Origin of the sequence: Rhizobium sp. P44RR-XXIV, assembly GCF_001999485.2 — a bacterium.
Taxonomy (GTDB): Bacteria; Pseudomonadota; Alphaproteobacteria; order Rhizobiales; family Rhizobiaceae; genus Rhizobium.
The window spans coordinates 428,394-449,818 of the sequence record NZ_MPVZ02000029.1 but is presented as its reverse complement, the minus strand read 5'-3'; the positions used below and the strand labels follow the sequence as shown (position 1 = coordinate 449,818).

The following is a 21,425-nucleotide window of genomic DNA, read 5'->3' as shown; positions in this document are numbered from 1 at the left end:
ATGGCGCGACATTACTCTGCCGTGCAGCAAGAAGGCATAACAAAAACGGAATAGTTTCAGACCGGCTTTGCAAGGAGGATGCCGCCCGCAGCCGCAGAGACCATCGATCAGCGCCGACGCGCGCTGCTATCTCTCATCACAGGAAATGATTGCCGCGCAACCATTGCTCCCACCAGCCCGGCCAATCGGCAGTTGGTGTACCCGGCTTTCCCATGCCGAAACCATGCCCGCCACTGGGCAACCGGTGCAACTCCACTGGAATGCCGGCCTTGCGGCAGGCATCGGCCATGATCAAAGTATTTGCCGGATCGGAAATCGGATCATCCTCGGCCTGCGCCAAGAAGACGGGCGGGCAACCGGAACGGACATGCGTTTCGACAGACCATTCCGCGCTGGCTTCCGCATCCGGATGACTGCCGATCAATGAGCGGCGGGTCGAGGTATGGTCGTAAGGCGGCTTCAGGGTGATGACCGGGTAGATCAAAGAAGCCAGATTGGGACGTGCGGATTGACCGTCGATCGCATCGTTCGCCTGATAGGAAGCAAAGGCAGAGCGCGTTGCAGCCAGGCCCAGCAGATGGCCACCGGCAGAAAACCCAAGCACGCCGACGCGCGATGAATCCAGCTGACGGCGCGCGGCTTCGGCACGAATGACGCGCATCGCACGTTGCGCGTCCTGAAGCGGTGCCAAGGGCCAATTCTCCCACCCTTCGCGCGGCAGCCGATAGGTCAGAACATAGGCTGTGATGCCCTTCGACGCCAACCAGCGAGCAGCCGGATAGGCTTCATTGCCGAGCTCGATGCGCTTGTAGCCGCCGCCAGCTGCAATCAACATGCTGGCGCCATTCGGCTTTTCGGGCGCGAAGACCTCCAGGCCCGGCGCAGCTATGTTGCTGACCGCACCCTTGTCGTTTCTCTGCACAGGGCCGGTTGGCCCACCGCCGCCCGGAGGCTGCCCAGGCCATAGTTGGATCATTGAATTCGATGACGCGGCTCGCACGGTCGTGGAAAGCGTTGCAAAGGCGGTGGCAATCAGGAAAGAGCGTCGATCCATCATCATGATTTTAAGGCCTTAACATCCTATTCCAACAGACACTGCGGTCTACAGCTCTGCGTCGAGAGATCACTGATCTTCCAAGCATCACCATATGGCGGCAATGTGTTTGGCGCTGAGGGCGCCGGCTTCGGGGTAATCCCTATGGGAACAACAAGTTGAGAGGCAGTGAGGCTTGCCTTTTCAGAAATACGCTGCAAATGAATGCTTTAGCATGGTAAAAGTCCCGGAGTCGGACCTGCGCCTCTCCCGGGAGCATGGTTTGGGGTAATATTAGGGACATATTCCATCGAAGCGGAGCATAGTCTACCGCCGGGATAGTGGGCGGATATTGGATGGCGATGCTCTTGCTCCGTCCCGGTGGTATCTGAGGAGACCGGATTGCCTGACTTTCGATGCGAGGAACGATCCGCTTCCGCGGCAACCGAAGCAAAAGATGAAGCACGGCACGAGGATCGCAAGCCCGTGCAGGGCGAACGACGCCGCTTTCCCCGGCCGACACGGCCCGCCAGCGAGGAGCCCCCACCGCCACCTGCCTTGAAGCCATTGCTGTTTTCGACCCGAGATTTCGATGCCGTCGAACAATTCGCCGCGTGGCGAGGCTACGTGGCGCCCCTCGTCGACACTCGCATGCCTGACAATACCTCACAGGAAGCCGGATTTGTTGCCGATCATACAGCGTGGAATCTCGGCGGAATGCTGATTTTTCAGCACGCCGCACCGCCCCATAGCTACATGCGCTCGCAGGCGAAGGTGAAATCGGACCTTATCGATCACTGGCACATTTCGGTGCTGCGCAGCGGCCGGACATGGACTGAGGTCGATGGTCTGGTTTCCGAAGGTGAGCCGGGCAAAATTCAGCTACGATCCCTGGGACACCCATTTCGAGGGCGTGCCACGGAGGCGAAAGTCCTGTCACTCATCCTGCCGCGCACCCTGCTGTTTGATGTTCCCGCCTCGGTCGAGATCAAGAACAATATCGTTCTCTCGGGAACCCTCACCAAGCTCCTTATCGAGTATCTGAATATCATCGAGGCCAACCTTCCGCATTTTATCGCGGCAGATTTGCCGCATGTGGTCCAGACGGTCCGCGACATGATCGTCGCTTGCGTTGCATCTTCGGCCGCACAATCGGCGGGCACGGAGCAACACAGCATACTCGCCTTGACGGAACGGGTGCGACGGTTCGTCGAGAGCAATCTTTCCTCGGAAGACCTGACGGTGGAACGCATATGCCGAGAACTCGGCATATCGCGCACCAGGCTGTATCAGGTGTTCGAACAGGAGGGCGGCGTTCATCACTATATTCAGCGGCGCCGTCTCCTATCCGCGCATGCCTCGCTCAGCGATCCCTCCAATCGGGAGCAGATCATCGATATTGCCTTTGCGGTCGGGTTCTCCTCGGCCGCGCACTTTAGCCGGGCATTCAGCAAGGAATTCGGCTATAGCCCTCGTGAAGCGCGAAACCTTACCGTTTCACCCTATCTCAGGCACGCGGCGTCGCAGGCATCAGCCGGCAGCGCGCACCCGTTCGACGAGTGGCTGAGAACGCTCGGCCATAGCCGTTAAAATCACCAAAATTCGACCCCTTGTCTGGATACGTGCAAGATTAAGCGCTCGCACGCCAGGGGAGAGTACGTCGCATCTCATTCCAAGCAAAGGCGCGGAGGCACACTTCAGCAGTTGCGAAAATGGACGCTGCTGCAAGTTTCCGGATGCGTGGCTAACGACAGCTAGCTCGTAACTTATTAAAAATGAAACGAATAATCGTTCGGACACCAAGCCTCACGTGCATGGCGAATGTGCTCTGCGTGCACCAAGGCGAGTTTTAGGGAACACACCGATGGTATCTACCCGCCAGACAGTACGGATCAGCAAGCCGCAACATTCCATGAGCGATTCCTATCGCACCGTCGAGCGTGAAGAAGTACTCGCGGTAGCGTTTCGCGATTTCGTACAGGTGGCGCTTGCTGCGGGCTGGAATGAACCAGAAGTCGCTTTGAGCTTGGCGGATATTGCGGACGATTACGTGATGGCTCTCGCTGGTAGAGTTGCCGAGAAATAGTGTTGCGTGTCCGTCGGTGCTCCGCAGGGGTGAGCACGAACGGTCTGGGCAGTTCTTCAGCCATGCCGCCGGTGCCACCGCTCGATAGAAGGCGGTCCACCGGCGACATGGATTTTTTTGATGGATGGCCGGCAACCGCCGTCCGCATGAGAGAATAAAGACGAGAGAAATGATGAAGGTCAGGCAACATCTCTGGTTCCGGCAGGACATGGAATCGGCGATTGAATTTTACACATCGCTGATCCCCGGTTCCGCGATCGGTTGGGTTTCGAACATCCTCACCAGCGATCCCAACGGTCCCGCTGGCAGCGCCAAATTCGCAGGTTTCACGCTCGGCAATCGCCCCTATATGGGTTTCGAGGCCGGCCCGCTGGATCGTTCCGAGCACAATTGCACGGTCACCATCGAGTGCGAGACCCAGGTTGAGGCAGATTGTCTGCAAATTGCGTTGGCCGAAGATGGCTCCGAGGAACCGGGCAATCGGGTCCGGGATGCCTGGGGCGTGACCTGGCAATTCATTGTCCGGCAGCAGGATGGTGGCACCCATGTGCCAGCCGAATCCGACACCGCCGATCTTGCGGAGACCGCCTGTTCCGTCGCGTAAGCGCAACGATGTGAAGCTGTAGCCGAGAAGCAACAGCCAGCAGACCGCTCCAGACAGTCGAGAGACATATCAATCCAAAGTAAGCGGAGGCCGACTGCGATCGACCTCCGCTTTCAGTATAGCTCCGGCGTTAGCGCAGAGTTGGGCAGCCGCGCCGGTTGGCGAAAACCATGCGATCGGGGCCACCGTCATTCCAGCCGCGAACGACAATGCGTCGACCGTCGCTTTGAACCGAATCGATGCGCCGGAAACCTTCCGCACGTGCCGCGCGCATGAGTTCGCCCCGGTCGCAACCGCCGCGATCTCGATCCCAACCGCGGTCACGGTCCCGGTCCCAGCCTCTCGGTGGCGGGCGATCCCAATCCCGACCCTGGTCGCGCTGCCAGCGTGGCGGCCTGTAATCGTCGTCGCCACCATAATATTGCGCCATCGCGGCCGAGGTCATTAGCTGCATCGCGGCAACCCCGACCAGGGCAACGCGAGAGAATCGTACCAATCGTTCCAACATTCCCTTACCCCCATTTTTGTCCATCGGACGGGGTAGCAATACGACGGCTCGCCTGAACTCCGCCTGAACGCGCAACAAAAATTCCGATCCTCTAGCCGTCATGTGGAAGCAATTACCATCCAAATGGCTTCGCGGCGGAATGGATCGATTCCGTGCCAAGACGTTTAAATCCGTCGGCATCAGCTAAAGGGGAAGGCGCGGAACGCGTCTGTCGCCTCGGCTCGTTCGGAAAGCGCGTAAAGGCGCGGATATTCCTCGGCGCTGAGGACATGTGGCAGCACTTCCCGGGTAAATCGTACTGCCACCGCACTCATGATATCAGCTTGCATCGGACCAGCGCCAAAGATCCAAGCATCGGTTTGCGGCATTTCCGCCTCGAGCATTCGATAGGCCGCCGCGACCTGCGCATGGACGCGATCGAGCCAGGGCTGGTGCTGCCTCTCCGGAGGACGGAGATTGTGCTCATAGACGATCTGCACCGACTTCTCGCATGCCGCAAGCGCAAGTCCGATGATGCGTAGCGAGCGTGTATGCTCTCTCGGATCGCTGGGCATGAGGCTGCGTCCCGATGCGGCAAAACGCTCGGCATGCTGAAGGATCAAGCTCGAATCCATCAAGACGATGCCGTCGTCGGTAACAAGTGACGGCGCTTTGACAACCGGGTTCACGGCGGCAAAAGCCTCGAACGTGCTGAAGACGGAAAGGGGTTCGTGCACGAACTCTATGCCCAGGATCCTGAGCGAGATTGCCACGCGTCGGACATAGGGCGAATCCAGCATTCCGATCAGTCTCATGTCCGTCACCGCGATCCCTTTGCGCAACCATTTGGACCAGACTTGGTCCGATGATTGATATTATCCGGGCATGGATCGCCCTTGCCAGTGGCCGAAATAGCCATTATCGAAAGGATCATGCCAAAACATACGAACCCGCTGATCGTCATCGTCGCCTATGACAGGCTCTGCACATTCGAATTCGGATGTGCATTCGAAGTGTTTGGACTGTCCAGGCCGGAGATGGGACCCGGCTGGTACCGCTGCATGACGGCGGCGATAGAGCCGGGACCGATTCGGGGTGCAGGTGGCTTGCTTCTCGATCCCGATGGCGGACTGGAACTGTTCGATCGAGCTGATACCATCATCATTCCCGGCTGGCGCGGACCCGATGCCGACGTGCCGGTGTTGTTTCTGCAGGCGTTGAAGACGGCACATGCCAAAGGTGTCCGGATCGTTTCGATCTGCGGCGGCGCCTTTGTGCTCGCCCGAGCCGGTCTGCTTGACGGCAGGCGGGCAACCACGCATTGGCACCACGCAGCCAGACTTGCCGCGACCTATCCCAAGATCAATGTCGAACCGCATGCCCTTTATGTCGATGACGAAGACATTTTGACATCGGCAGGTAGCGCCGCCGGGCTCGATCTTTGCATCCATGTGGTCCGGAAGGATTTCGGGATGAAGGCAGCCAATAGCGTGGCCCGACGTCTCGTGGTCGCCGCCCACCGGGAGGGCGGACAAGCACAGTTCATCGAAAGACCTGTGGTGCAGCGTTCGGCGACCCGGCTATCAGCGCTGCTGGACATGATCCGCGCTAATCTCGCGGAACAATGGTCCGTTCAACGCATGGCGGATGAAGCGCGTGTGAGCCTGCGTAGCCTTCATCGACATGTCCGCGAAGCGACGGGCACGGCACCCGGAGAATGGCTCCAGAACGAACGTCTTGCCCGGGCACGAGAGCTTCTGGAGGAAACGACATTATCGGTCTCAGCCATTGCGGCTCATACCGGCCTGGGAACTGCCACGAATTTCCGCAATCATTTCCGCGCCGATGTCGGGCTATCGCCGATCGCATATCGGTCGCGTTTCCATGCTGGAAAGGGTGCACCGGGACCACAATACCCTACTGCCGCCGCAGATTAGAGAGATCTCCTCCAGCTCGCGACTGCAGAATGAAGCGATTTTGACAGAAGCATCGCTCCGGCCAGAAAATATAGCAGCAGGATAATAGCGGCCTCAAAGATCAGCGGCAGAAACACGAACCGCGTTCCCGGAGGCTCTTCGTCATCCGGAATCAGGTCGGACAAACTGAGGAACATTGCCAGGAAGGGCGAAATTAGGATCACGCCAGAGGCAATCGCATGAAAGATCAGCCGCCCACGAGGAAGTTGCCCTGCCGCCCAAAAGGCGAAGAGCGGAGCAATGATGTTGCATACCAACCCAAGCACCACTGCTACATCTGTCGGCAGAACCGAATCGTCGTACATGCACCCGGATTCCTTATTGCGACTTAAATTAGAGCCACGCTCCTGAAATGACAATCATTTCGCAGCCTGTCGTTATCGGCGTGAGAGGACAAATCCTCCCTGACACGCCCGATCGTCACCATTGCCACCACGCCTCGCGCCGGTACCATTTCAAATCGCGCCTGCGGCTCTTTCCGGCCGCTTTCCGATCGCCCTTGAGATGATCCATGTATCCGCCAAGAGCACTGTTGATGAAGACGTGTGTCTTCGTCAGACATGATCCAAGGCGCTTGAATTGGGCTTCCTGATCAAGCTCCATCTGCTGGAGCACTTTCCAGAAAACGAAGCTGTCATGGCTTTCTTTCAAATTCAGGAAATAGCCGGAGGAATAGGCGCCTTCGAAACGGTCCACGAAGCTCAAGAGCGCCGGATGGCGCAAATTATAGGCCACCCACCCGCACTCCGGATATATTCGACGGTTCAAATAGGCGGCAAGCTGATTGCCGCGCGGCGCAATTCCATCGATGAAGCTTCGGGGAATCTCCCTATGGGTAACCGTATCGGCGTCGAGCCATATCAATTGATCGACCGTGGTCCGGTAACGCCTGATGGCGTCGGCCACCGCAAACACCTTGTTGGAAAAGCGAACCGCATCCCAGCGAAAATCACGCATCAGGCCGTTGCGCACAGGCCGAAAGCCATTGGCCTGCAAGTTCTCGCCGTAGGCCGCGCGAAAATCGCGCAATAGCGGCAATTCCTCACTTTGGTTGAACACCAGCAGCCGGCGATCTTTCTCTTCGACATCGACATCCTCGGCATAAACAACCAAAGCGATGTCCCTCGGCCAATGTCGGAGAAATGTCTCGATGCATTTCCTGCCGTAGTCGCGATAACCCTTTTCATGAAAGGTCGTCACGACGACGTGGCTTAATTGTTCTCGCCGCCATGAATTTGTAAAAAGCATTCGACGATCGAACTCCGCAAGAGAATGGCCCTCCGTGCTGATCTATTCGATTGTCTGGTTTCGATGGTGTCCGAATGTTTCCATGCGGTGGAGTTTGTGGGAAATCATGTTGCTGAACATGGGGTAGTGCAACTCTCACGCCATGAAACAGCCATCTGAATCACTGCACCGGAAAGTCGTCCGGTGCAGTGATTTGACCTTGCCGAGGAAGGTCTTACTTCGGTGTAACGTCGAAGCCGAACCACTTCGCCGACAGCTTGGCAATCGTGCCGTCGGCCTTGGCAGCCGCGATCGCATCGTTGAACATCGCCTTCAACTGTGTGTCGTCCTTGCGCAGGCCAACGGAGCTGCCACGGCCGAGAAGGCCGCCCTGGAAGCGCGGACCTGCGACAGTCATGTCCTCGTTGCCCGGCTTTGCCGCTGCCGTCGAGAGATAGGCCATGGACGCCATGATGATATCGACGCGACCGGCTTTAAGGTCCAGGTCGTGCTGCTCGGTGGTCTTGTATTCGCGAATGTCGGCAACGCCCTTCAAGTACTTATCGAGGAAGGTTGCCGCGATCGAAGCCGTCTGCACACCGATCGTCTTGCCCTTGAGCAACGGCTCGAGCTTCTTCACGGCAGCAGCCGCACCGGGCTCATCCGTCGCCAGCGAAAAGACCTCGCCCTTCAGCGGCAGATCCACAAGCGGGGAATCCTTCAGCGTCGCAAAGGTCTGGCCTGTCGTGCCATAGGAATCACTGAAGGCAATGACCTCTTCGCGCTTGGCAGTTGCCGACATGCCCGAAATGATCGCATCGAACTTGCCGGCATTGAGCGCGGGGATCATGCCGTCAAAGGGCTGGATGACCGTCGTGCATTCGACCTTCATGTGGTCGCAGAGATATTTGATCAGCTCGATTTCATAGCCATCCAGAGTGCCGTCCGGCTTCGTGAAATTCCAGGGGCGGAATGCACCCTCGGTCGCGATCGTCACATGCGTCCATTTCTTCTCTTCCGCTCGCGCGACCGTCGAGACGGCAAGCGTGGCGACCATCATCACGGCCGCCAGAATCCCGGTAAGATATTTCATCGTTAAGTTCCCTTTTTTTGATTGAGTTTGACTGTCATTGGCTGATGAACTGGCGAAAGCGCTCCGAGCGCGAGCTGGCAAATACGTCCTGCGGCTTGCCGTCTTCCTCGACCACGCCCTTGTGCAGGAAGATGACCCGGCTGGAGACATCGCGCGCAAAGCCCATCTCGTGCGTGACGACGAGCATGGTGCGCCCCTCCTCGGCCAGTGCGCGCATCACGCGCAGGACTTCACCAACCAATTCCGGATCGAGCGCCGATGTGGGCTCGTCGAAGAGCATCACCTTCGGGCGCATGGCAAGCGCGCGGGCAATGGCGGCGCGTTGCTGCTGGCCACCCGACAGATGCGCCGGATAGAAATTGCGCTTCTCGGCAATGCCGACCTTGGCTAGGAGTGCCTCGGCTTCCTCGATGCATTCAGCTCGCGAACGGCGCTGAACGTGGATCGGCGCCTCGATGACGTTTTCGAGGATGGTCTTGTGAGACCAGAGATTGAAGCTCTGGAACACCATGCCAAGCTGCGAACGAATGCGGTCGACCTGCTTGCCGTCTGCCGGGCGATGCACGCCCCGGCCGTTGCTTTGCATGCGGATGGTTTCGCCGGCTACGGTGACCTCGCCGGAATCGGGCGTCTCCAGAAGGTTGATGCAGCGCAGGAATGTCGATTTGCCCGAGCCCGAGGAACCGAGAATGGAGACGACATCCCCTTCCAGAGCATCGAGCGAAATACCCTTCAGAACCTCGACAGGTCCGAAGCTCTTGTGCATGTCGCGCACGCGAAGTGCGATTGGCATGGCCGTCATTGCGGGTCTCCTGCGGCAATTGCCTCGGTGGTCGAGTTGATACTGGAGGGAGCAGGACGCAGGTGCGGGCTCAGCCTGTATTCGGCAAACTGTATGAGACGCGTCAGCACGAAATTGATGAGAAGATAGATGGCGCCGGAGACGACGAAGACTTCGATCGCACGGTAGGTTTCCGAGATGATCTTGGCAGCAACGCCGGTTACTTCCATCAGTGTGATGATGGAGGCAAGCGAGGTCGCCTTGACCATCGAAATCATTTCGTTGCCATAGCCCGGCAGCGCCTGGCGGATGGCAAGCGGCAGCACGATCCGGCGAAACAGCATGATGCGATGCATGCCGCAGGCCCGGGCCGCTTCGACCTGCCCGTGCGGGACGGACAACAGGCCGCCGCGAATGATCTCGCTGCCATAGGCGGCGGTGTTTAAGGTCAGAGCCAGGACGGCACACCAATAGGGATCGCGCAGGAGCGGCCAGAAAATGCTGTGGCGGATGGTGGGAAACTGGCCAAGCCCGTAATAGATCAGGAAGATCTGTACCAACAGCGGCGTGCCGCGGAACACGAAGACATAGAGGCGCGCAAACCAATCGAGAACGGCAAGGCCGGAGAGCCGAGCCAAAGCCAGCAGCAGCGCCAGAACCATACCGAGGCAGATCGAGGTCGCGGCGAGCTCGATCGTCAGGGGGAGCGCTCCGATGAGACTTACGAAGGTTTCTTCGAGGAAAGACCAATCCATCAGCGTCTCCTCGCGCCACGCGACAAATGCCGATCGGCTCGTTGAAAGACGACGCTCGAAACGGTCGAGATCATCAGATAAATGACGCCGGCAATCAGGTAGAAATCGAATGGCAGTCCGGTCGAGCCGGCACCGACCTGGGCTTGGCGCAGCAGTTCGGCGACGCCGGTGATGGACACCAGCGCCGATTCCTTCAGGACGACCTGCCAGACATTGCCGAGGCCGGGCAGAGCGTGCCGCAGCGTCAGCGGGCGCGATGATACGGCGCAGCCGCAACCCGCGCGGCATGCCGCAGGCGATGGCCGCCTCGATTTCACCCGGATGCACCGCCTTGAAGCCGCCTCGCAGCACCTCGGTAAACTGAGCACCTGAGGTGACGCCAACGGCCAGCGAGCCCGCAAGAAAGCCGGGAAAGCCGAGAAAGCCATCCGCACCGAAAAACTTGCCGACCGCCGTGACGACAGCACTACCACCGAAATAGAAGAGATAGATGACCAGAAGATCGGGAATACCGCGCAATACGGTCGTGTAGGCATCGGCAACCGTGCGCGCAAAGCGATTGCCGGCAATCTTCGCCCAGGCACCGAAAGTGCCGATGCAAGCACCGACGGCGTAGCCGGACATGGCGATAAGGATGGTCATCCACGCCCCGGCGAGAAGGATTTTCCCCCAACCGTCCGGACCGAAGCCGGCAAGTTCGAACAGGCCCGGCTGGTTCATGAAGTCGTCCCGCAGCAGCAGTTGCTACCGATTGCAGAGAGCGACGTCTGCGCCTGAGAATTGCTGGAGTTCCCCACCTCCTCAGGCATCGGCCTTCTCCGGAAGTGGCGGCTGGACATCGTCCGGGATCGGGTTGACGAAAGGCGTTCCTTCAAGCCTTGCCTTGTGATCGGCCTTGGCCGCCTCGATAAGTTGCGGATTGCGGATAAGCTCGGCGGCAGTGCTCGCCATCACCTTCGCCGCATGCTCGGTCCCCTTGTGCGCCACCGGCAGCTTGCCTTGGGCAACGAGCTGCCAGGAATGCCCCGGCGTGCCGATCGCATAGGTGGCGCCGCGCATCTGCACGGTGGGCACGACCCAGCTCACAGTGCCGACATCGGTAGAGCCGACCAACGTGCCATCACCGGCATTCAGCGGGAAAATCTCCTCGCAGAGCGCCTGACCCTTCTTCGGCTTCAGCGCAAAGCGACCATAGGAGGCTGCGATATCCTCGGCACTGAAAGTCTGCTGAAATTTGCGGGCCGTCTCCCGATCCGCATCATCGAACACCGGCGGTCCAAGCCGCTCCAGGTGCGAGAACATGCATTCTTCGAGCGGGGTGTTGCCGACCAGATTGGCGTCGCCGCTGATAATCTCGCTGCGGACGGTCGTCTCAGTCATCAGTGCGGCACCCTCCGCCACCTTCTTGACCCGCGCAACCAGCACCAGAAGTTCCGGCAGCGTCCGTGCGCGAACAAGATAGCGAACGGTCGCACGCGCCTGCACGACGTTTGGCGCCCCGCCGCCAGCATCGGTAATGGCGTAGTGAATACGTGCCGACGACGGCATGTGTTCACGCATGTAGTTGACGCCGACATTCATCAGCTCGACGGCATCGAGCGCGCTACGGCCAAGATGAGGCGTGGCGGAAGCATGCGACGCGCGGCCGGAGAAGTGGAAGTTGAGTTCGTTGCAAGCAAGTGAGATCGGGTTGTTGACGCCGGCGAAAGGTGCCGGATGCCAGGAAATCGCGATGTCGACATCATCGAAAACGCCAGACCGTACCATGAAGCCCTTGGAGGAACCGCCCTCTTCGGCGGGGCAGCCATAATAGCGCACCCTGCCCTTCAGACCGTTTTCGGCGAGGAAATCTTTGACGGCAGCGGCGGCCAGCATCGATCCGGAGCCGAGCATGTTGTGGCCACAACCGTGACCATTGCCACCGTCGATCAAGGGACGCTCCTCGGCAATGCCGGCCTCCTGGCTCAGTCCCGGCAAGGCATCGAACTCACCGAGAATGGCGATGACCGGTCCACCCTCGCCTGCTTCGCCCATGACAGCCGTCGGCAGACCGGCGAGCCCACGCTCAACCCGAAAGCCCTCGCTCTCGAGCATGCGAGCATGCTCCTCGGCGGATTGGTATTCGAGATAATTCGTCTCGGGAATTTCCCAGATCCGATCGCTGAGCTCAAAGAACGCTTGGCGTTTTCTCTCGACGATGTCCCATACCGCATCAGAATTCTGCATGGACTTGCATCTGCCTCATGTAATGGATATCAAATTGGTACCAATTTATGTGCCAATTAGAATAACTGCGCAAGAGATGTGCATGGATATTTTTTCGGCAGCGATTACGGGTCCGTTGGCCAAGAACCGGGTCCATGATAGTCATCGCCAAAAACGGGAGGCTTGGGAGAGCTGCATGAATTCGCTGGAAGCTGACGCGGCAGCGCGCGCGCAAGAGGCGGAGACGCCGGATGTGACTGAGCTCATTCTCCAGGACATCCTTGCCGGCAGGCTTCCGCCCGGAACGTGGCTGAAGCAGATCGATCTGGAACGGAGGTATCACTGTACGCGGCCGCAGGTGCGGCTAGCGTTGGACAGGCTGGTGCAGAAGCGGCTGGTCGAACACATTCCCAACCGTGGTTACCACGTCCATGAGCAGGATGGGCGCCGCGCCCAGGAAGTCAGCGACATCCGCGTCATCCTCGAAACGGCAGTCAGCGATCGAATCATCGAAAACGCATCCGAGGCCGATATCGTCACCCTGCGCGCGCTTGCCACGCGCTTCGACGAACTCGTCCTGACCGGCACCATGCTCGAGCTCTACGAAGCCAATCTTGCCTTTCATCGGCACTTGCTAGCGCTTGCCGGCAATCAGGAACTCGTCGACCTGGTCACCGAAATCCGGCAACGGACCTCATCGGCGCCGGTTTCGCAATGGCGAACTCGCGCCCGGATCGAGCAATCCGGCCGCGAGCACCAATTGATGGTCGACGCCATCGCAATGCGCGATGTGGATATGCTCAAGGAGCTGACACGCCGACATATATTGCAGGCGTGACAGCAGATAACCTCATTTTATGCTGAAACCGACCGATTCCATCGGCTTGCCGTCCACGGAGAATTCGATCTTGTAAGTCCCGACAGGCCAGCCATTATTCGGCTTGCTCAATGCGGAATTTACATGGTTGATCATCGAGGTAATGTCGAGATTGACCTCATCGATCTTGTAGTTTGGCGGAGCGACCCCGCCCGTGTCGATGGCGATCCAGGCGATATTCACCTTGCTTCCCGACGGAACGTCCTTGGTGAGTTCGGCCGACACAAAGATCTTCGGCGTATCTGCAGCAAAGCTATCTTGCGTCGCGTCGGCATCCTCCTCCGTCGAAACGACAATATTTTCAAAGCCGGCAGCCCATGCATAGGATGAAACGGCGGTCATGGTACTAAAGGCGAGCGCGAAAAGCAGTTTTTGGGGGCGATGCATTCTCAATATCCTCCATTTGAGAAGAAGATGCGGTGTCAGCGCCATCGTCGATCTAGCAAAGACTCGACCAACACCTGCATCCAAGAGAATTGATAGCACGCAATGCGCTGACAGCCACGCCAGTTGTTCCGGATAATCGTCGGTCAACCGAGAACTCAACATCATCTCAGCCTGATCTTGGCAGCGAGTAAACTCGCTAACCTTCATCTTCAAAGCCATCAATTCCCGTAATCATCGGCTTGAACTTGACGGTTCTTTGCTCCGTCTCCTGATTGCCGGCCACGGCCTGACGCACCAATTGCGCAGCGACCTCGCCGATCGCACGCCTTGGCGAACGGGACGTCGCAATTGGCGCCGGCAGGGAGTTGATGAGATCCAATCCGTTAAATCCAGCGATCAAGATCTTCTCGGGGACTGCGACCCCCAGCTCCATGCAGGCGAACAATCCGCCGCTCGCCATATCGTCGTTGGAATAATAGAAGCAATCGAGATCGGGAACGGCGGCAAGCATGGCAATCGTCAACCGCTTCCCAAGTGCAATCGAGGAAAAGGCATCATCGATCGCCAGTTCCACGAAGTGCAGGCCGTGCTCGCGCAACACGCGCTCGAAACCAGCCTTGCGCTTGCCCGCGCGCAAATCCTTCTCCAGCGCGCTGCCGACATAGCCGAACCGCCGGCGCCGGCCGCGATCAGCGCCCTTGCCATATCGGCGCCCGCCTCGCCATGCGACAACCCGACATTGAAATCGATCGGCGTACCATCGAGATCCATAAGCTGGATGACCGGGATGTCTGCGTGCTTCAGCAATTTCACCGTTTCCTCCGGCTGGTCGAGGCCGGTGACGATGATGGCGCAAGGCTGCCAGGAGAGCATATCGCGGATGATGTCCCGCTCCTTGGCAACATCGTAATCGCAAATGCCGAATACAGCCTGCATGCCCGAGCCGTCGAGGCCGGCGGAGATGCCCGCCAGCACTTCCGGAAAGACGATATTCGACATGCTGGGCACGACCACGGCGACGAGATTGGTGCGCTGCGAAGACAGCGAGAGCGCCAGCCGGTTGCCGACATAGCTTAGCCGCCTCGCCACCTCCAGCACCCTGTCGCGGGTTTCACTTGAGACATCGCCAGCGCCACGGAGGGCACGCGAGGCGGTCATCTTGCTAACCCCAGCCTCGATCGCGACTTCTTCCAGAGTGGGTTTGCGCATTCCCCGGCGACCCTCGACATTGGTAGCGACCCCCGACGGCGTCGCTCTTCCTCATAGGATATTTCCGGGAAAAGGAAAACTGGCGCTATTGACAGATACAGGAGAAATTGGCCATGTTAACGATACCGGTACCGGTAACATGGCCTAAATTACAGAGGTAACATCGTGCAGGAAACGAAGAAGGCAGCCGTCATCGGCTTGGGATCGATGGGCTGGGGCGCAGCCCTGTCCCTTCTCAAGACAGGCTTCGCGGTGCGGGGATGTGATATTCGCAGCGATGCCCTCGCACGCTTCACGGAAGCCGGCGGGGACGCTTGCACAACGCCGGCACTGGCTGCCGAAACCGCCGATGTCATCCTTGTCTACGTTATCAACAGCAAGCAGGTTGAGGACGTCGTATTCGGCCCGAATGGCGCACTGGAGACGGCAAAGCCTGGCACCGTGTTTCTGCTCTGCGCCACCATGGCGCCGAGCGCCACCACCGATATTGCCGAAAGACTTGAGACGGCGGGCATGCTTGTCATCGATGCGCCGGTTTCCGGCGGCCATGTTCGCGCGCTGGCCGGCGAAATCACTGTCATGGCCTCCGGCTCGCAAGAGGCCTTCGATCGGGCTTCCGCCGCCCTCGATGCCATCTCGGCCAAGGTGTTCCGGCTGGGGGATCGTCCCGGAGCAGGTTCGCAAGTGAAGATGATCAACCAACTTCTCGCCGGCGTCCATATCGCCGCTACAGCCGAAGCCATGACGCTTGCCGCCAAGGCCGGCATCGACCTGAAGACGCTTTATGACGTGATCCGCGTTTCCGCAGGCTCCTCATGGATGTTCGAGAACCGCGGTGAGCACATTGTTTCCGGCAATTATGCGCCACGTTCGGCGGTCAACATTTTCGTCAAGGATCTCGGCATCGTTGCGTCCGAAGCCGAAAAGGCTGGCGCGATCACGCCGCTAGCCGCCTCCGCACTCAGCCTTTTCGTCGAGGCGTCAGAGGCGGGCCTTGGTCAGGAGGATGACGCTGCCGTCGTCAAGATCCTTGCGCGCAAGAGCGGCGCCATCCTTCCCGGCATGGAGGAATAGCTTATGGCCCTCCTGCTCGGCTGCATCGCCGATGATTTTACCGGGGCCACGGATCTCGCCGCCCTCCTGTCGCGCAGCGGTCTACCCGTATCGCTACGGATCGGCGTGCCGCCGACGAAACGAGATGATAGCGATAGTCCGTCATCGAAGTCATCGCCCTGAAATGCCGGACATCGCCGGTCCAGAGCGCCGTCGAGCAAGCGCGCCAGGCGCTGGACTGGCTGAAAGATGCCGGAGCGATGCGCTTCTTCTGGAAATACTGCTCGACCTTCGACAGCACATCAGAGGGCAATATCGGGCCGATCGCAGAAATGCTGATGGCGCAGACCGGCGCGGAGCAAACGATCTATTGCCCGGCCTTCCCCGAAAACGGTCGCAGCGTATTCATGGGCCATCTGTTTGTCGGCGAGCAGCTTCTTGCCGAAAGCCCGATGAAGGACCACCCACTGACGCCGATGCGCGATTCCAGCCTAGTGCGACTGCTGTCGTCACAGGTGCGCGGCAAAGTCGGCCTTGCCAGTCGCACCGTGGTGTCGGAAGGCCCGGCAGCCCTAAAGGCGAGGCTGGAGCGGCTCAAGGAAGACGATGTGCAGCATGTCATCGTCGACGCCGTCTGCGACGACGATCTACGCACCATTGCCGCCGCGACGGTCGATATGCCGCTTCTGACCGGTGGCAGCGCAGTCGCCGGCCAGCTGCCGCGATTGTACGTCGAACAGGGTTTCGCAACAGCGCCTGATGCTCAAAAACTCTTGCCACATGTGGCGGGCGGCCAAATCGTCCTGTCTGGAAGCTGCTCCGCGATGACACGCAGGCAAGTGGCGGATTACACAGCACATAGCGCCGGCCTCAAGCTTGACCCTATCAACCTTTTCAAGCAGGGCTCTGCAGCCGCACGCCTGTGGCTGAGACAGCAGCCGGCAGACGCCCGCAAGATCATCTACGCCACCGCGGAGCCCGCCGATGTGCGCCAAGCGCAGGAACGATTGGGACGTGACGAGGCAGGCCAAGTCATCGAGGAAGCATTGTCGGAGATCGCCCGCGAGGCTTTTCAACAGGGAACTCGCCGTTTTGTCGTCGCCGGCGGCGAGACATCGGGGGCGATCACCCAGGCACTCGGGATCACCCACCTGACCATCGGCCCGGAAATAGCCCCAGGTGTACCCTGGACTTTCGCAGAGGTGGAGGGCGAGATGATCGCGCTCGCTCTGAAATCAGGCAATTTCGGCAGTGAGACCTTCTTCACGGATGCCTTCACCAGGCTGGAGGAAGCATGAGCGAAGAAGCCAGCCTGCGCGAGCAGATATGCCAGATGGCCAAGTCGCTTTACGATCGGGGCCTTACCGCCGGCTCGTCCGGAAACATCTCCGCGCGCCTCAGTGATGGACGCCTGCTGGTCACGCCGACAGGCAGTTCCTTCGGACGGCTGGACCCGGCACGGCTTTCGCTGTTTGACCATGATTTGCGCCTGATCGGCGGAGACAAGCCGACGAAGGAAATGCCGCTGCACGCCGCTTTCTACGAGACGCGACCGGACAAGACCGGAGCCGTCGTGCATCTGCATTCCAGTCATTCCATCGCGCTGTCCGTTCTGCCTGATGTCGACAGCGACAATATGCTGCCGCCCCTGACAGCCTATTCGATCATGAAGCTCGGCAAGGTGAAACTTCTGCCCTATTTCATGCCGGGAGATCCGGCCATGGGCGACGCGATCCGCGGCCTTGCCGGCAAACGCAGCGCCGTCATGCTGGCGGCGCACGGACCAGTCGTCTCGGCTAAGGATCTGGAAGCGGCGGTGTATGCGATCGAGGAACTGGAAGAGACGGCAAAGCTGGCCATTCTGACGCGCGGGGCCAACCCTGCCCTGTTGACGGATGCCCAGATCGCCGATCTGGTTCGCACCTATGATGTGGAGTGGGACTGAACATGCTGCGTTTTTCCGCCAATCTCGGCTTTCTCTGGCAGGAGCTTTCGCTTCCCGACGCAATCCGGGCCGCCAAATCCGCCGGCTTCGATGCGGTGGAATGCCATTATCCCTATGACACGCCAGTCGAAGCAGTGCGCCAGGCGCTCGCCGAAACAGGTCTTTCCATGCTTGGCCTGAACACCAGTCGTGGCAATGTCCAGGCCGGCGACAATGGGTTGGCGGCCCTACCGGGCCGAGAGGCCGAGGCACGCCGCGCAATCGACCAGGCAATCGGCTATGCCGCCGCGATCGGCGCGCAGAATGTCCATGTCATGGCGGGAAAAAGCAGCGGCGAGGAAGCGCGCGCCACCTTCATCGCCAATCTGCGCCATACCTGCGGGCGGGCCAGCGAGGTGGGCATTACGGTGTTGATCGAGCCGCTGAACAGCCGCGACGCACCCGGGTATTTTCTACAGACGACCGATCAGGCGCTCGACATCATATCTGCTGTTGGCGCAGGGAACATCAAGCTGATGTTCGACTGCTATCACATCCAGATCATGCAGGGCGACCTGACCCAGAAGCTCGAAGCACTTCTGGGCGCCATCGGCCATATCCAGATCGCATCTGTCCCCGACCGGCGCGAACCGGATCACGGCGAAATCGACTATCGTCACATTTTCCGCTTCATCGAAAGGCTTGGCTATGACAGGCCCATCGGAGCCGAATATCGGCCCGCCACGACAACGGAGGCTGGACTGGGCTGGCTGCAGGCATATCGCAGCTGAACCATTTGATTGTTGTCGACCGGGCGCGGAGACGGCGAACCACATTGAAGACCGATACCGATTCCTTGAGGAGGAAAAGCCGAAATGCATGTGTTGATTTTGGGGGCCGCCGGCATGGTCGGCCGCAAGCTTGTCGAACGGATCGCCAAGGAACCGAAGGCGCTCGGACAGTCGATCGATCGACTTACTCTCGCGGATGCTTTTCAGTCGCCCATACCGGAAGCTCTCAGAGACATCTCGAAGGCTGTCACCGTCGACCTCGCCAATGCCAGCGTCGCGGATAAGCTCATCGAAGAACGCCCTGACCTCATTTTCCATCTGGCGGCCGTCGTTTCAGGCGAAGCGGAAGCGGATTTCGACAAGGGCTACACGGTCAATCTTGACGGAACACGGGCGCTGTTCGAGGCGATCCGGCAACAAGGTCTGACGGCTGCTTATGTGCCACGCGTCATCTTTGCGTCGTCCCTCGCGGTGTTCGGTACGCCCTTCCCCGAGATTATCGGCGACGAGTTCCTGACTGCGCCGCTCACCAGCTACGGCACGCAGAAGGCGATAGCCGAACTTCTGCTCTCCGATTATTCGAGGCGCGGGATTTTCGATGGCATCGGCATCAGGTTGCCGACCATCTGTGTGCGGCCGGGCGCTCCGAACAAGGCGGCCTCGGGCTTCTTCTCGAATATCCTGCGCGAGCCGTTGATCGGCAAGGAAGCGATCCTGCCGGTCAGCGATACGGTGCGGCACTGGTTTGCCAGCCCGCGCTCTGCGGTCGGCTTCTTCGTGCACGCCGCAGCGCTCGACACTGCGAAGATCGGGCCGCGGCGCAATCTCACCATGCCCGGGCTCTCGGCCGTCGTTTCCGATGAAATCGACGCGCTGCGGCGGGTGGCCGGCGACAAGGCAGTCGCCCTCATCCGGCGGGAGGCAGATCCGGTGATCGAGAAGATCGTCACCGGCTGGGCGCAGCGGTTCGATGCAGAGCGCGCGCGTGACCTCGGCTTCAAGGCGGAGCAGAGCTTCGACGAGATCCTGCAGGTGCATATCGAGGATGAATTGGGCGGGAGGCTTGCATGAGCGAAGGTTTGGCTAAAACACAAAATGGAATAGCGCTCGTCACCGGCGGCGGCACGGGCCTTGGGCGCGCCATGGCGAAAGCGCTTGGAGCGGCCGGCTTCAAGGTCGTGATTTCGGGACGCCGTGCGGATGTGCTTGAAACATCCGCCAGGGAGCTTTCCGAAGAGACGGGCGCGGAATTTTTCGCCGTTGCCGCCGATGTCGGCGATCCCAATTCCGTTCGCGCCCTCTTCGATGCCATCGCCAGCCGATATGGCCGCCTCGATCTGCTGGTCAACAATGCCGGCATGGGCCTTCCGGCCGTACCGATGGAGGAACTGTCTTTCGAGCAGTGGAACGCCATCCTCGGCGCGAACCTCACCGGCGCCTTCCTGTGCACGCAGCAGGCCTTCCGGCTGATGAAGAACCAGGTGCCGCACGGCGGCCGCATCATCAATAACGGCTCGATTTCGGCAACGACGCCACGGCCGCATTCGGCACCCTATACGGCGACCAAGCATGCCATCACTGGCCTCACGAAATCGACGGCGCTCGACGGCCGTCCCTTCGACATAGCCTGCGGCCAGATCGATATCGGCAATGCCGCGACCGACATGACCGCAAGGATGAGCGCCGGCGTGCTGCAGGCGAACGGAGAGGTGGCGGCCGAGCCGACGATCTCGGCCGAACATGTCGCCCGCGCCGTCGTCTATATGGCCACCCTGCCGCTTGATGCCAACGTGCTGTCGATGACCGTTATGGCAACGAAAATGCCATTGGTCGGCAGAGGCTAGCGACCGGCAGCCTCGGAGCATTTCCACGAAAAGCGGAAATGCTCTATCTTTTTGTTTCCTGACGCATTCCGGACGGAAAACCGCTACGCACTTTTCCTGGAGGTGCTCTAGATCGCAGGACGAGCCGACGGCTTCACTTGCCGTCGCTCGATCAGCCCGGCGACGCTGAAGATCAGAACCTCGATCTCGGTATCGATCTTGTCGCCGTCCAGAAGCCTGACAACATCGTCTATGCCCGAGACGGCGTGGCCCTCGATGGCGAGCAGGTAGTCGCCTTCCTGCAGGCCTGCCTTTTCCGCCGGGCTATCCTTTTCGACGCGGCGCAGACGCACTGCGGTCGAATGCGTGACGCCGGCCTCCAGCGCGATGCGTCGCTGCAACTCGACAGTGTCGGCAGCGATACCGATATAGGCACGCCGGACATGACCGAAGCGCAGGATTTCGGACACGACATGCCTGGCCGTGTTCGAGGCGACCGAAAAGGCGATGCTCTGGGCACCCTGGATAACCGCCGTATTGACACCAATTACCTCGCCTGCCGACGATACCAGCGGTCCACCTGAATTACCCGGATTGAGCGCCGCGTCCGTCTGGATGATGTCATCCATCAGCCGGCCGCTCGCGGCGCGCATCGACCTGCCGAGCGCCGATACGATGCCGGCCGTAACGGTCCATTCGAAGCCGAGCGGGTTGCCGATGGCGATGGCGATATGGCCGCGCTTCAACGTCTTGGAATCACCGAGCCGGGCCCATGCACCGGGCCAGTCATTGGCCCGGATCAGCGCAAGATCGGTGTCCGGATCACGGCCAAGCACCCTGCCCTCGACGGTTGCTCCTTCCGGCGTCTTGATACGGACCGTCTTGGCATCGTCGACCACATGGTTATTGGTGACGACGAGGCCATCCGGCGAGATGGCGAAGCCGGAACCATGCCCGGCACGGCGGCCCAAGCGCTCGATCCGGCTCACGGCCGGACCAACGATATCGACGGCGCCAGATACCGATTGAGAATAGGCATCCAGCAGCCCGGCATCGGGTGACGGCTGGATGTCGCGATCAATGAATCCCATAGAAACTCCTCCGACGCGGGCGC

21 protein-coding genes and 3 pseudogenes are annotated in these 21,425 nt (G+C 59.8%); 11 read left to right on the top strand and 13 right to left on the bottom strand.

Annotated elements, in window-relative coordinates:
• Window positions 1–136: 136 nt before the first annotated feature.
• On the bottom strand, window positions 137–1,057 hold the full coding sequence (locus BSK43_RS28185) for an alpha/beta hydrolase (protein ID WP_077468282.1): 921 nt from the start codon (window positions 1,055–1,057) through the stop codon (window positions 137–139).
• A 378-nt stretch (window positions 1,058–1,435) separates the two neighbouring features.
• On the opposite strand from BSK43_RS28185, the gene BSK43_RS28180 reads away from it, so the two are divergent.
• The 3 genes from BSK43_RS28180 to BSK43_RS28170 all read left to right on the top strand — a co-directional run bounded on the left by BSK43_RS28180 (window position 1,436) and on the right by BSK43_RS28170 (window position 3,723).
• Window positions 1,436–2,623 carry a helix-turn-helix domain-containing protein gene (locus BSK43_RS28180; protein ID WP_348641765.1) on the top strand — a complete coding sequence of 396 codons (1,188 nt, stop codon included), beginning with the start codon at window positions 1,436–1,438 and terminating at the stop codon, window positions 2,621–2,623.
• A gap of 274 nt (window positions 2,624–2,897) precedes the next feature.
• Complete coding sequence (locus tag BSK43_RS28175; protein WP_077468042.1) at window positions 2,898–3,119, top strand: hypothetical protein; 222 nt, start codon at window positions 2,898–2,900, stop codon at window positions 3,117–3,119.
• 172 nt (window positions 3,120–3,291) lie between these two features.
• Window positions 3,292–3,723, top strand: coding sequence for a VOC family protein (locus BSK43_RS28170; RefSeq protein WP_077468041.1), 432 nt, complete (start codon window positions 3,292–3,294; stop codon window positions 3,721–3,723).
• A gap of 130 nt (window positions 3,724–3,853) precedes the next feature.
• On the opposite strand, the gene BSK43_RS28165 is transcribed toward BSK43_RS28170, so the two are convergent.
• Together BSK43_RS28165 and BSK43_RS28160 are read right to left on the bottom strand one after the other, a co-directional pair.
• Entirely contained in the window at window positions 3,854–4,231 is a 378-nt protein-coding gene (locus BSK43_RS28165; protein ID WP_077468040.1) for a hypothetical protein, read from the bottom strand.
• Window positions 4,232–4,410: 179 nt separating this feature from the next.
• Window positions 4,411–5,025 (bottom strand): glutathione S-transferase, encoded by a 615-nt coding sequence (locus BSK43_RS28160; RefSeq protein ID WP_077468280.1) that lies wholly within the window; start codon window positions 5,023–5,025, stop codon window positions 4,411–4,413.
• Window positions 5,026–5,142: 117 nt separating this feature from the next.
• Between BSK43_RS28160 and ftrA the strand changes: the two genes are divergently transcribed.
• Window positions 5,143–6,147: a transcriptional regulator FtrA gene (gene ftrA / locus BSK43_RS28155; protein ID WP_077468039.1), complete on the top strand. Its 1,005-nt coding sequence runs from the start codon at window positions 5,143–5,145 to the stop codon at window positions 6,145–6,147.
• Here ftrA and BSK43_RS28150 read toward each other — a convergent pair.
• From BSK43_RS28150 to BSK43_RS28120, 7 genes and pseudogenes are all read right to left on the bottom strand, one after another.
• Window positions 6,144–6,491, bottom strand: a complete 348-nt coding sequence (locus tag BSK43_RS28150; RefSeq protein ID WP_077468038.1) for a hypothetical protein — start codon at window positions 6,489–6,491, stop codon at window positions 6,144–6,146. The two genes, ftrA and BSK43_RS28150, sit on opposite strands and share 4 nt — an antisense overlap.
• Before the next feature lie 115 nt (window positions 6,492–6,606).
• Entirely contained in the window at window positions 6,607–7,299 is a 693-nt protein-coding gene (locus BSK43_RS28145; RefSeq protein WP_246662717.1) for a hypothetical protein, read from the bottom strand.
• 349 nt (window positions 7,300–7,648) lie between these two features.
• Window positions 7,649–8,506 (bottom strand): transporter substrate-binding domain-containing protein, encoded by an 858-nt coding sequence (locus BSK43_RS28140; RefSeq protein ID WP_077468036.1) that lies wholly within the window; start codon window positions 8,504–8,506, stop codon window positions 7,649–7,651.
• Window positions 8,507–8,540: 34 nt separating this feature from the next.
• Entirely contained in the window at window positions 8,541–9,308 is a 768-nt protein-coding gene (locus BSK43_RS28135) for an ATP-binding cassette domain-containing protein (protein ID WP_077468035.1), read from the bottom strand.
• Complete coding sequence (locus BSK43_RS28130; RefSeq protein ID WP_077468034.1) at window positions 9,305–10,042, bottom strand: ABC transporter permease; 738 nt, start codon at window positions 10,040–10,042, stop codon at window positions 9,305–9,307. The genes BSK43_RS28135 and BSK43_RS28130 overlap by 4 nt, the downstream gene beginning before the upstream one ends.
• Window positions 10,042–10,762 (bottom strand): annotated as a pseudogene (locus BSK43_RS28125) (ABC transporter permease subunit). Before BSK43_RS28125 ends, BSK43_RS28130 begins: the two are co-directional and overlap by 1 nt.
• Window positions 10,763–10,843: 81 nt before the next feature.
• The gene (locus BSK43_RS28120; RefSeq protein WP_077468032.1) at window positions 10,844–12,268 is read right to left on the bottom strand and encodes a M20 family metallopeptidase; all 1,425 of its coding nucleotides are present in this window, start codon (window positions 12,266–12,268) and stop codon (window positions 10,844–10,846) included.
• Between the two features lie 175 nt (window positions 12,269–12,443).
• Between BSK43_RS28120 and BSK43_RS28115 the strand changes: the two genes are divergently transcribed.
• Window positions 12,444–13,085, top strand: a complete 642-nt coding sequence (locus tag BSK43_RS28115; protein ID WP_077468031.1) for a GntR family transcriptional regulator — start codon at window positions 12,444–12,446, stop codon at window positions 13,083–13,085.
• Window positions 13,086–13,097: 12 nt separating this feature from the next.
• Here BSK43_RS28115 and BSK43_RS28110 read toward each other — a convergent pair whose 3' ends face one another.
• Window positions 13,098–13,730, bottom strand: coding sequence for a hypothetical protein (locus BSK43_RS28110; RefSeq protein WP_246662716.1), 633 nt, complete (start codon window positions 13,728–13,730; stop codon window positions 13,098–13,100).
• Window positions 13,708–14,720 (bottom strand): annotated as a pseudogene (locus tag BSK43_RS28105) (LacI family DNA-binding transcriptional regulator). Before BSK43_RS28105 ends, BSK43_RS28110 begins: the two are co-directional and overlap by 23 nt.
• A 165-nt stretch (window positions 14,721–14,885) precedes the next feature.
• Between BSK43_RS28105 and ltnD the strand changes: the two are divergent.
• The 6 genes and pseudogenes from ltnD (at window position 14,886) to BSK43_RS28075 (ending at window position 20,332) form a co-directional block, all read left to right on the top strand.
• The gene (gene ltnD, locus BSK43_RS28100) at window positions 14,886–15,794 is read left to right on the top strand and encodes an L-threonate dehydrogenase (RefSeq protein WP_077468029.1); all 909 of its coding nucleotides are present in this window, start codon (window positions 14,886–14,888) and stop codon (window positions 15,792–15,794) included.
• A gap of 3 nt (window positions 15,795–15,797) precedes the next feature.
• Window positions 15,798–17,071: pseudogene (otnK, locus tag BSK43_RS28095) on the top strand (3-oxo-tetronate kinase).
• A complete protein-coding gene (gene otnC, locus BSK43_RS28090; RefSeq protein ID WP_077468027.1) occupies window positions 17,068–17,718 on the top strand; it encodes a 3-oxo-tetronate 4-phosphate decarboxylase in 651 nt (216 codons plus the stop codon). The pseudogene otnK and the gene otnC overlap by 4 nt, the downstream one beginning before the upstream one ends.
• A 2-nt stretch (window positions 17,719–17,720) precedes the next feature.
• The gene (locus tag BSK43_RS28085) at window positions 17,721–18,488 is read left to right on the top strand and encodes a TIM barrel protein (protein WP_077468026.1); all 768 of its coding nucleotides are present in this window, start codon (window positions 17,721–17,723) and stop codon (window positions 18,486–18,488) included.
• A gap of 84 nt (window positions 18,489–18,572) precedes the next feature.
• Window positions 18,573–19,559: a D-erythronate dehydrogenase gene (gene denD, locus BSK43_RS28080; RefSeq protein ID WP_077468025.1), complete on the top strand. Its 987-nt coding sequence runs from the start codon at window positions 18,573–18,575 to the stop codon at window positions 19,557–19,559.
• A complete protein-coding gene (locus tag BSK43_RS28075; protein WP_077468024.1) occupies window positions 19,556–20,332 on the top strand; it encodes an SDR family oxidoreductase in 777 nt (258 codons plus the stop codon). Before denD ends, BSK43_RS28075 begins: the two co-directional genes overlap by 4 nt.
• A gap of 107 nt (window positions 20,333–20,439) precedes the next feature.
• Here BSK43_RS28075 and BSK43_RS28070 read toward each other — a convergent pair whose 3' ends face one another.
• Window positions 20,440–21,402 carry a trypsin-like peptidase domain-containing protein gene (locus BSK43_RS28070; RefSeq protein WP_077468023.1) on the bottom strand — a complete coding sequence of 321 codons (963 nt, stop codon included), beginning with the start codon at window positions 21,400–21,402 and terminating at the stop codon, window positions 20,440–20,442.
• Between the last annotated feature and the right edge of the window lie 23 nt (window positions 21,403–21,425).

What these genes read in the sequence shown, in the direction of transcription:
- BSK43_RS28160 (WP_077468280.1), bottom strand. Translation starts at nt 5,025, where the DNA reads ATGAGACTGATCGGAATGCTGGATTCGCCCTATGTCCGACGCGTGGCA.
- BSK43_RS28075 (WP_077468024.1), top strand. Translation starts at nt 19,556, where the DNA reads ATGAGCGAAGGTTTGGCTAAAACACAAAATGGAATAGCGCTCGTCACC.
- BSK43_RS28115 (WP_077468031.1), top strand. Translation starts at nt 12,444, where the DNA reads ATGAATTCGCTGGAAGCTGACGCGGCAGCGCGCGCGCAAGAGGCGGAG.
- BSK43_RS28185 (WP_077468282.1), bottom strand. Translation starts at nt 1,057, where the DNA reads ATGATGGATCGACGCTCTTTCCTGATTGCCACCGCCTTTGCAACGCTT.
- ftrA (WP_077468039.1), top strand. Translation starts at nt 5,143, where the DNA reads ATGCCAAAACATACGAACCCGCTGATCGTCATCGTCGCCTATGACAGG.
- BSK43_RS28110 (WP_246662716.1), bottom strand. Translation starts at nt 13,730, where the DNA reads ATGGCTTTGAAGATGAAGGTTAGCGAGTTTACTCGCTGCCAAGATCAG.
- BSK43_RS28140 (WP_077468036.1), bottom strand. Translation starts at nt 8,506, where the DNA reads ATGAAATATCTTACCGGGATTCTGGCGGCCGTGATGATGGTCGCCACG.
- BSK43_RS28170 (WP_077468041.1), top strand. Translation starts at nt 3,292, where the DNA reads ATGAAGGTCAGGCAACATCTCTGGTTCCGGCAGGACATGGAATCGGCG.
- BSK43_RS28165 (WP_077468040.1), bottom strand. Translation starts at nt 4,231, where the DNA reads ATGTTGGAACGATTGGTACGATTCTCTCGCGTTGCCCTGGTCGGGGTT.
- BSK43_RS28085 (WP_077468026.1), top strand. Translation starts at nt 17,721, where the DNA reads ATGCTGCGTTTTTCCGCCAATCTCGGCTTTCTCTGGCAGGAGCTTTCG.
- BSK43_RS28150 (WP_077468038.1), bottom strand. Translation starts at nt 6,491, where the DNA reads ATGTACGACGATTCGGTTCTGCCGACAGATGTAGCAGTGGTGCTTGGG.
- BSK43_RS28070 (WP_077468023.1), bottom strand. Translation starts at nt 21,402, where the DNA reads ATGGGATTCATTGATCGCGACATCCAGCCGTCACCCGATGCCGGGCTG.
- BSK43_RS28175 (WP_077468042.1), top strand. Translation starts at nt 2,898, where the DNA reads ATGGTATCTACCCGCCAGACAGTACGGATCAGCAAGCCGCAACATTCC.
- BSK43_RS28130 (WP_077468034.1), bottom strand. Translation starts at nt 10,042, where the DNA reads ATGGATTGGTCTTTCCTCGAAGAAACCTTCGTAAGTCTCATCGGAGCG.
- BSK43_RS28120 (WP_077468032.1), bottom strand. Translation starts at nt 12,268, where the DNA reads ATGCAGAATTCTGATGCGGTATGGGACATCGTCGAGAGAAAACGCCAA.
- BSK43_RS28135 (WP_077468035.1), bottom strand. Translation starts at nt 9,308, where the DNA reads ATGACGGCCATGCCAATCGCACTTCGCGTGCGCGACATGCACAAGAGC.
- otnC (WP_077468027.1), top strand. Translation starts at nt 17,068, where the DNA reads ATGAGCGAAGAAGCCAGCCTGCGCGAGCAGATATGCCAGATGGCCAAG.
- denD (WP_077468025.1), top strand. Translation starts at nt 18,573, where the DNA reads ATGCATGTGTTGATTTTGGGGGCCGCCGGCATGGTCGGCCGCAAGCTT.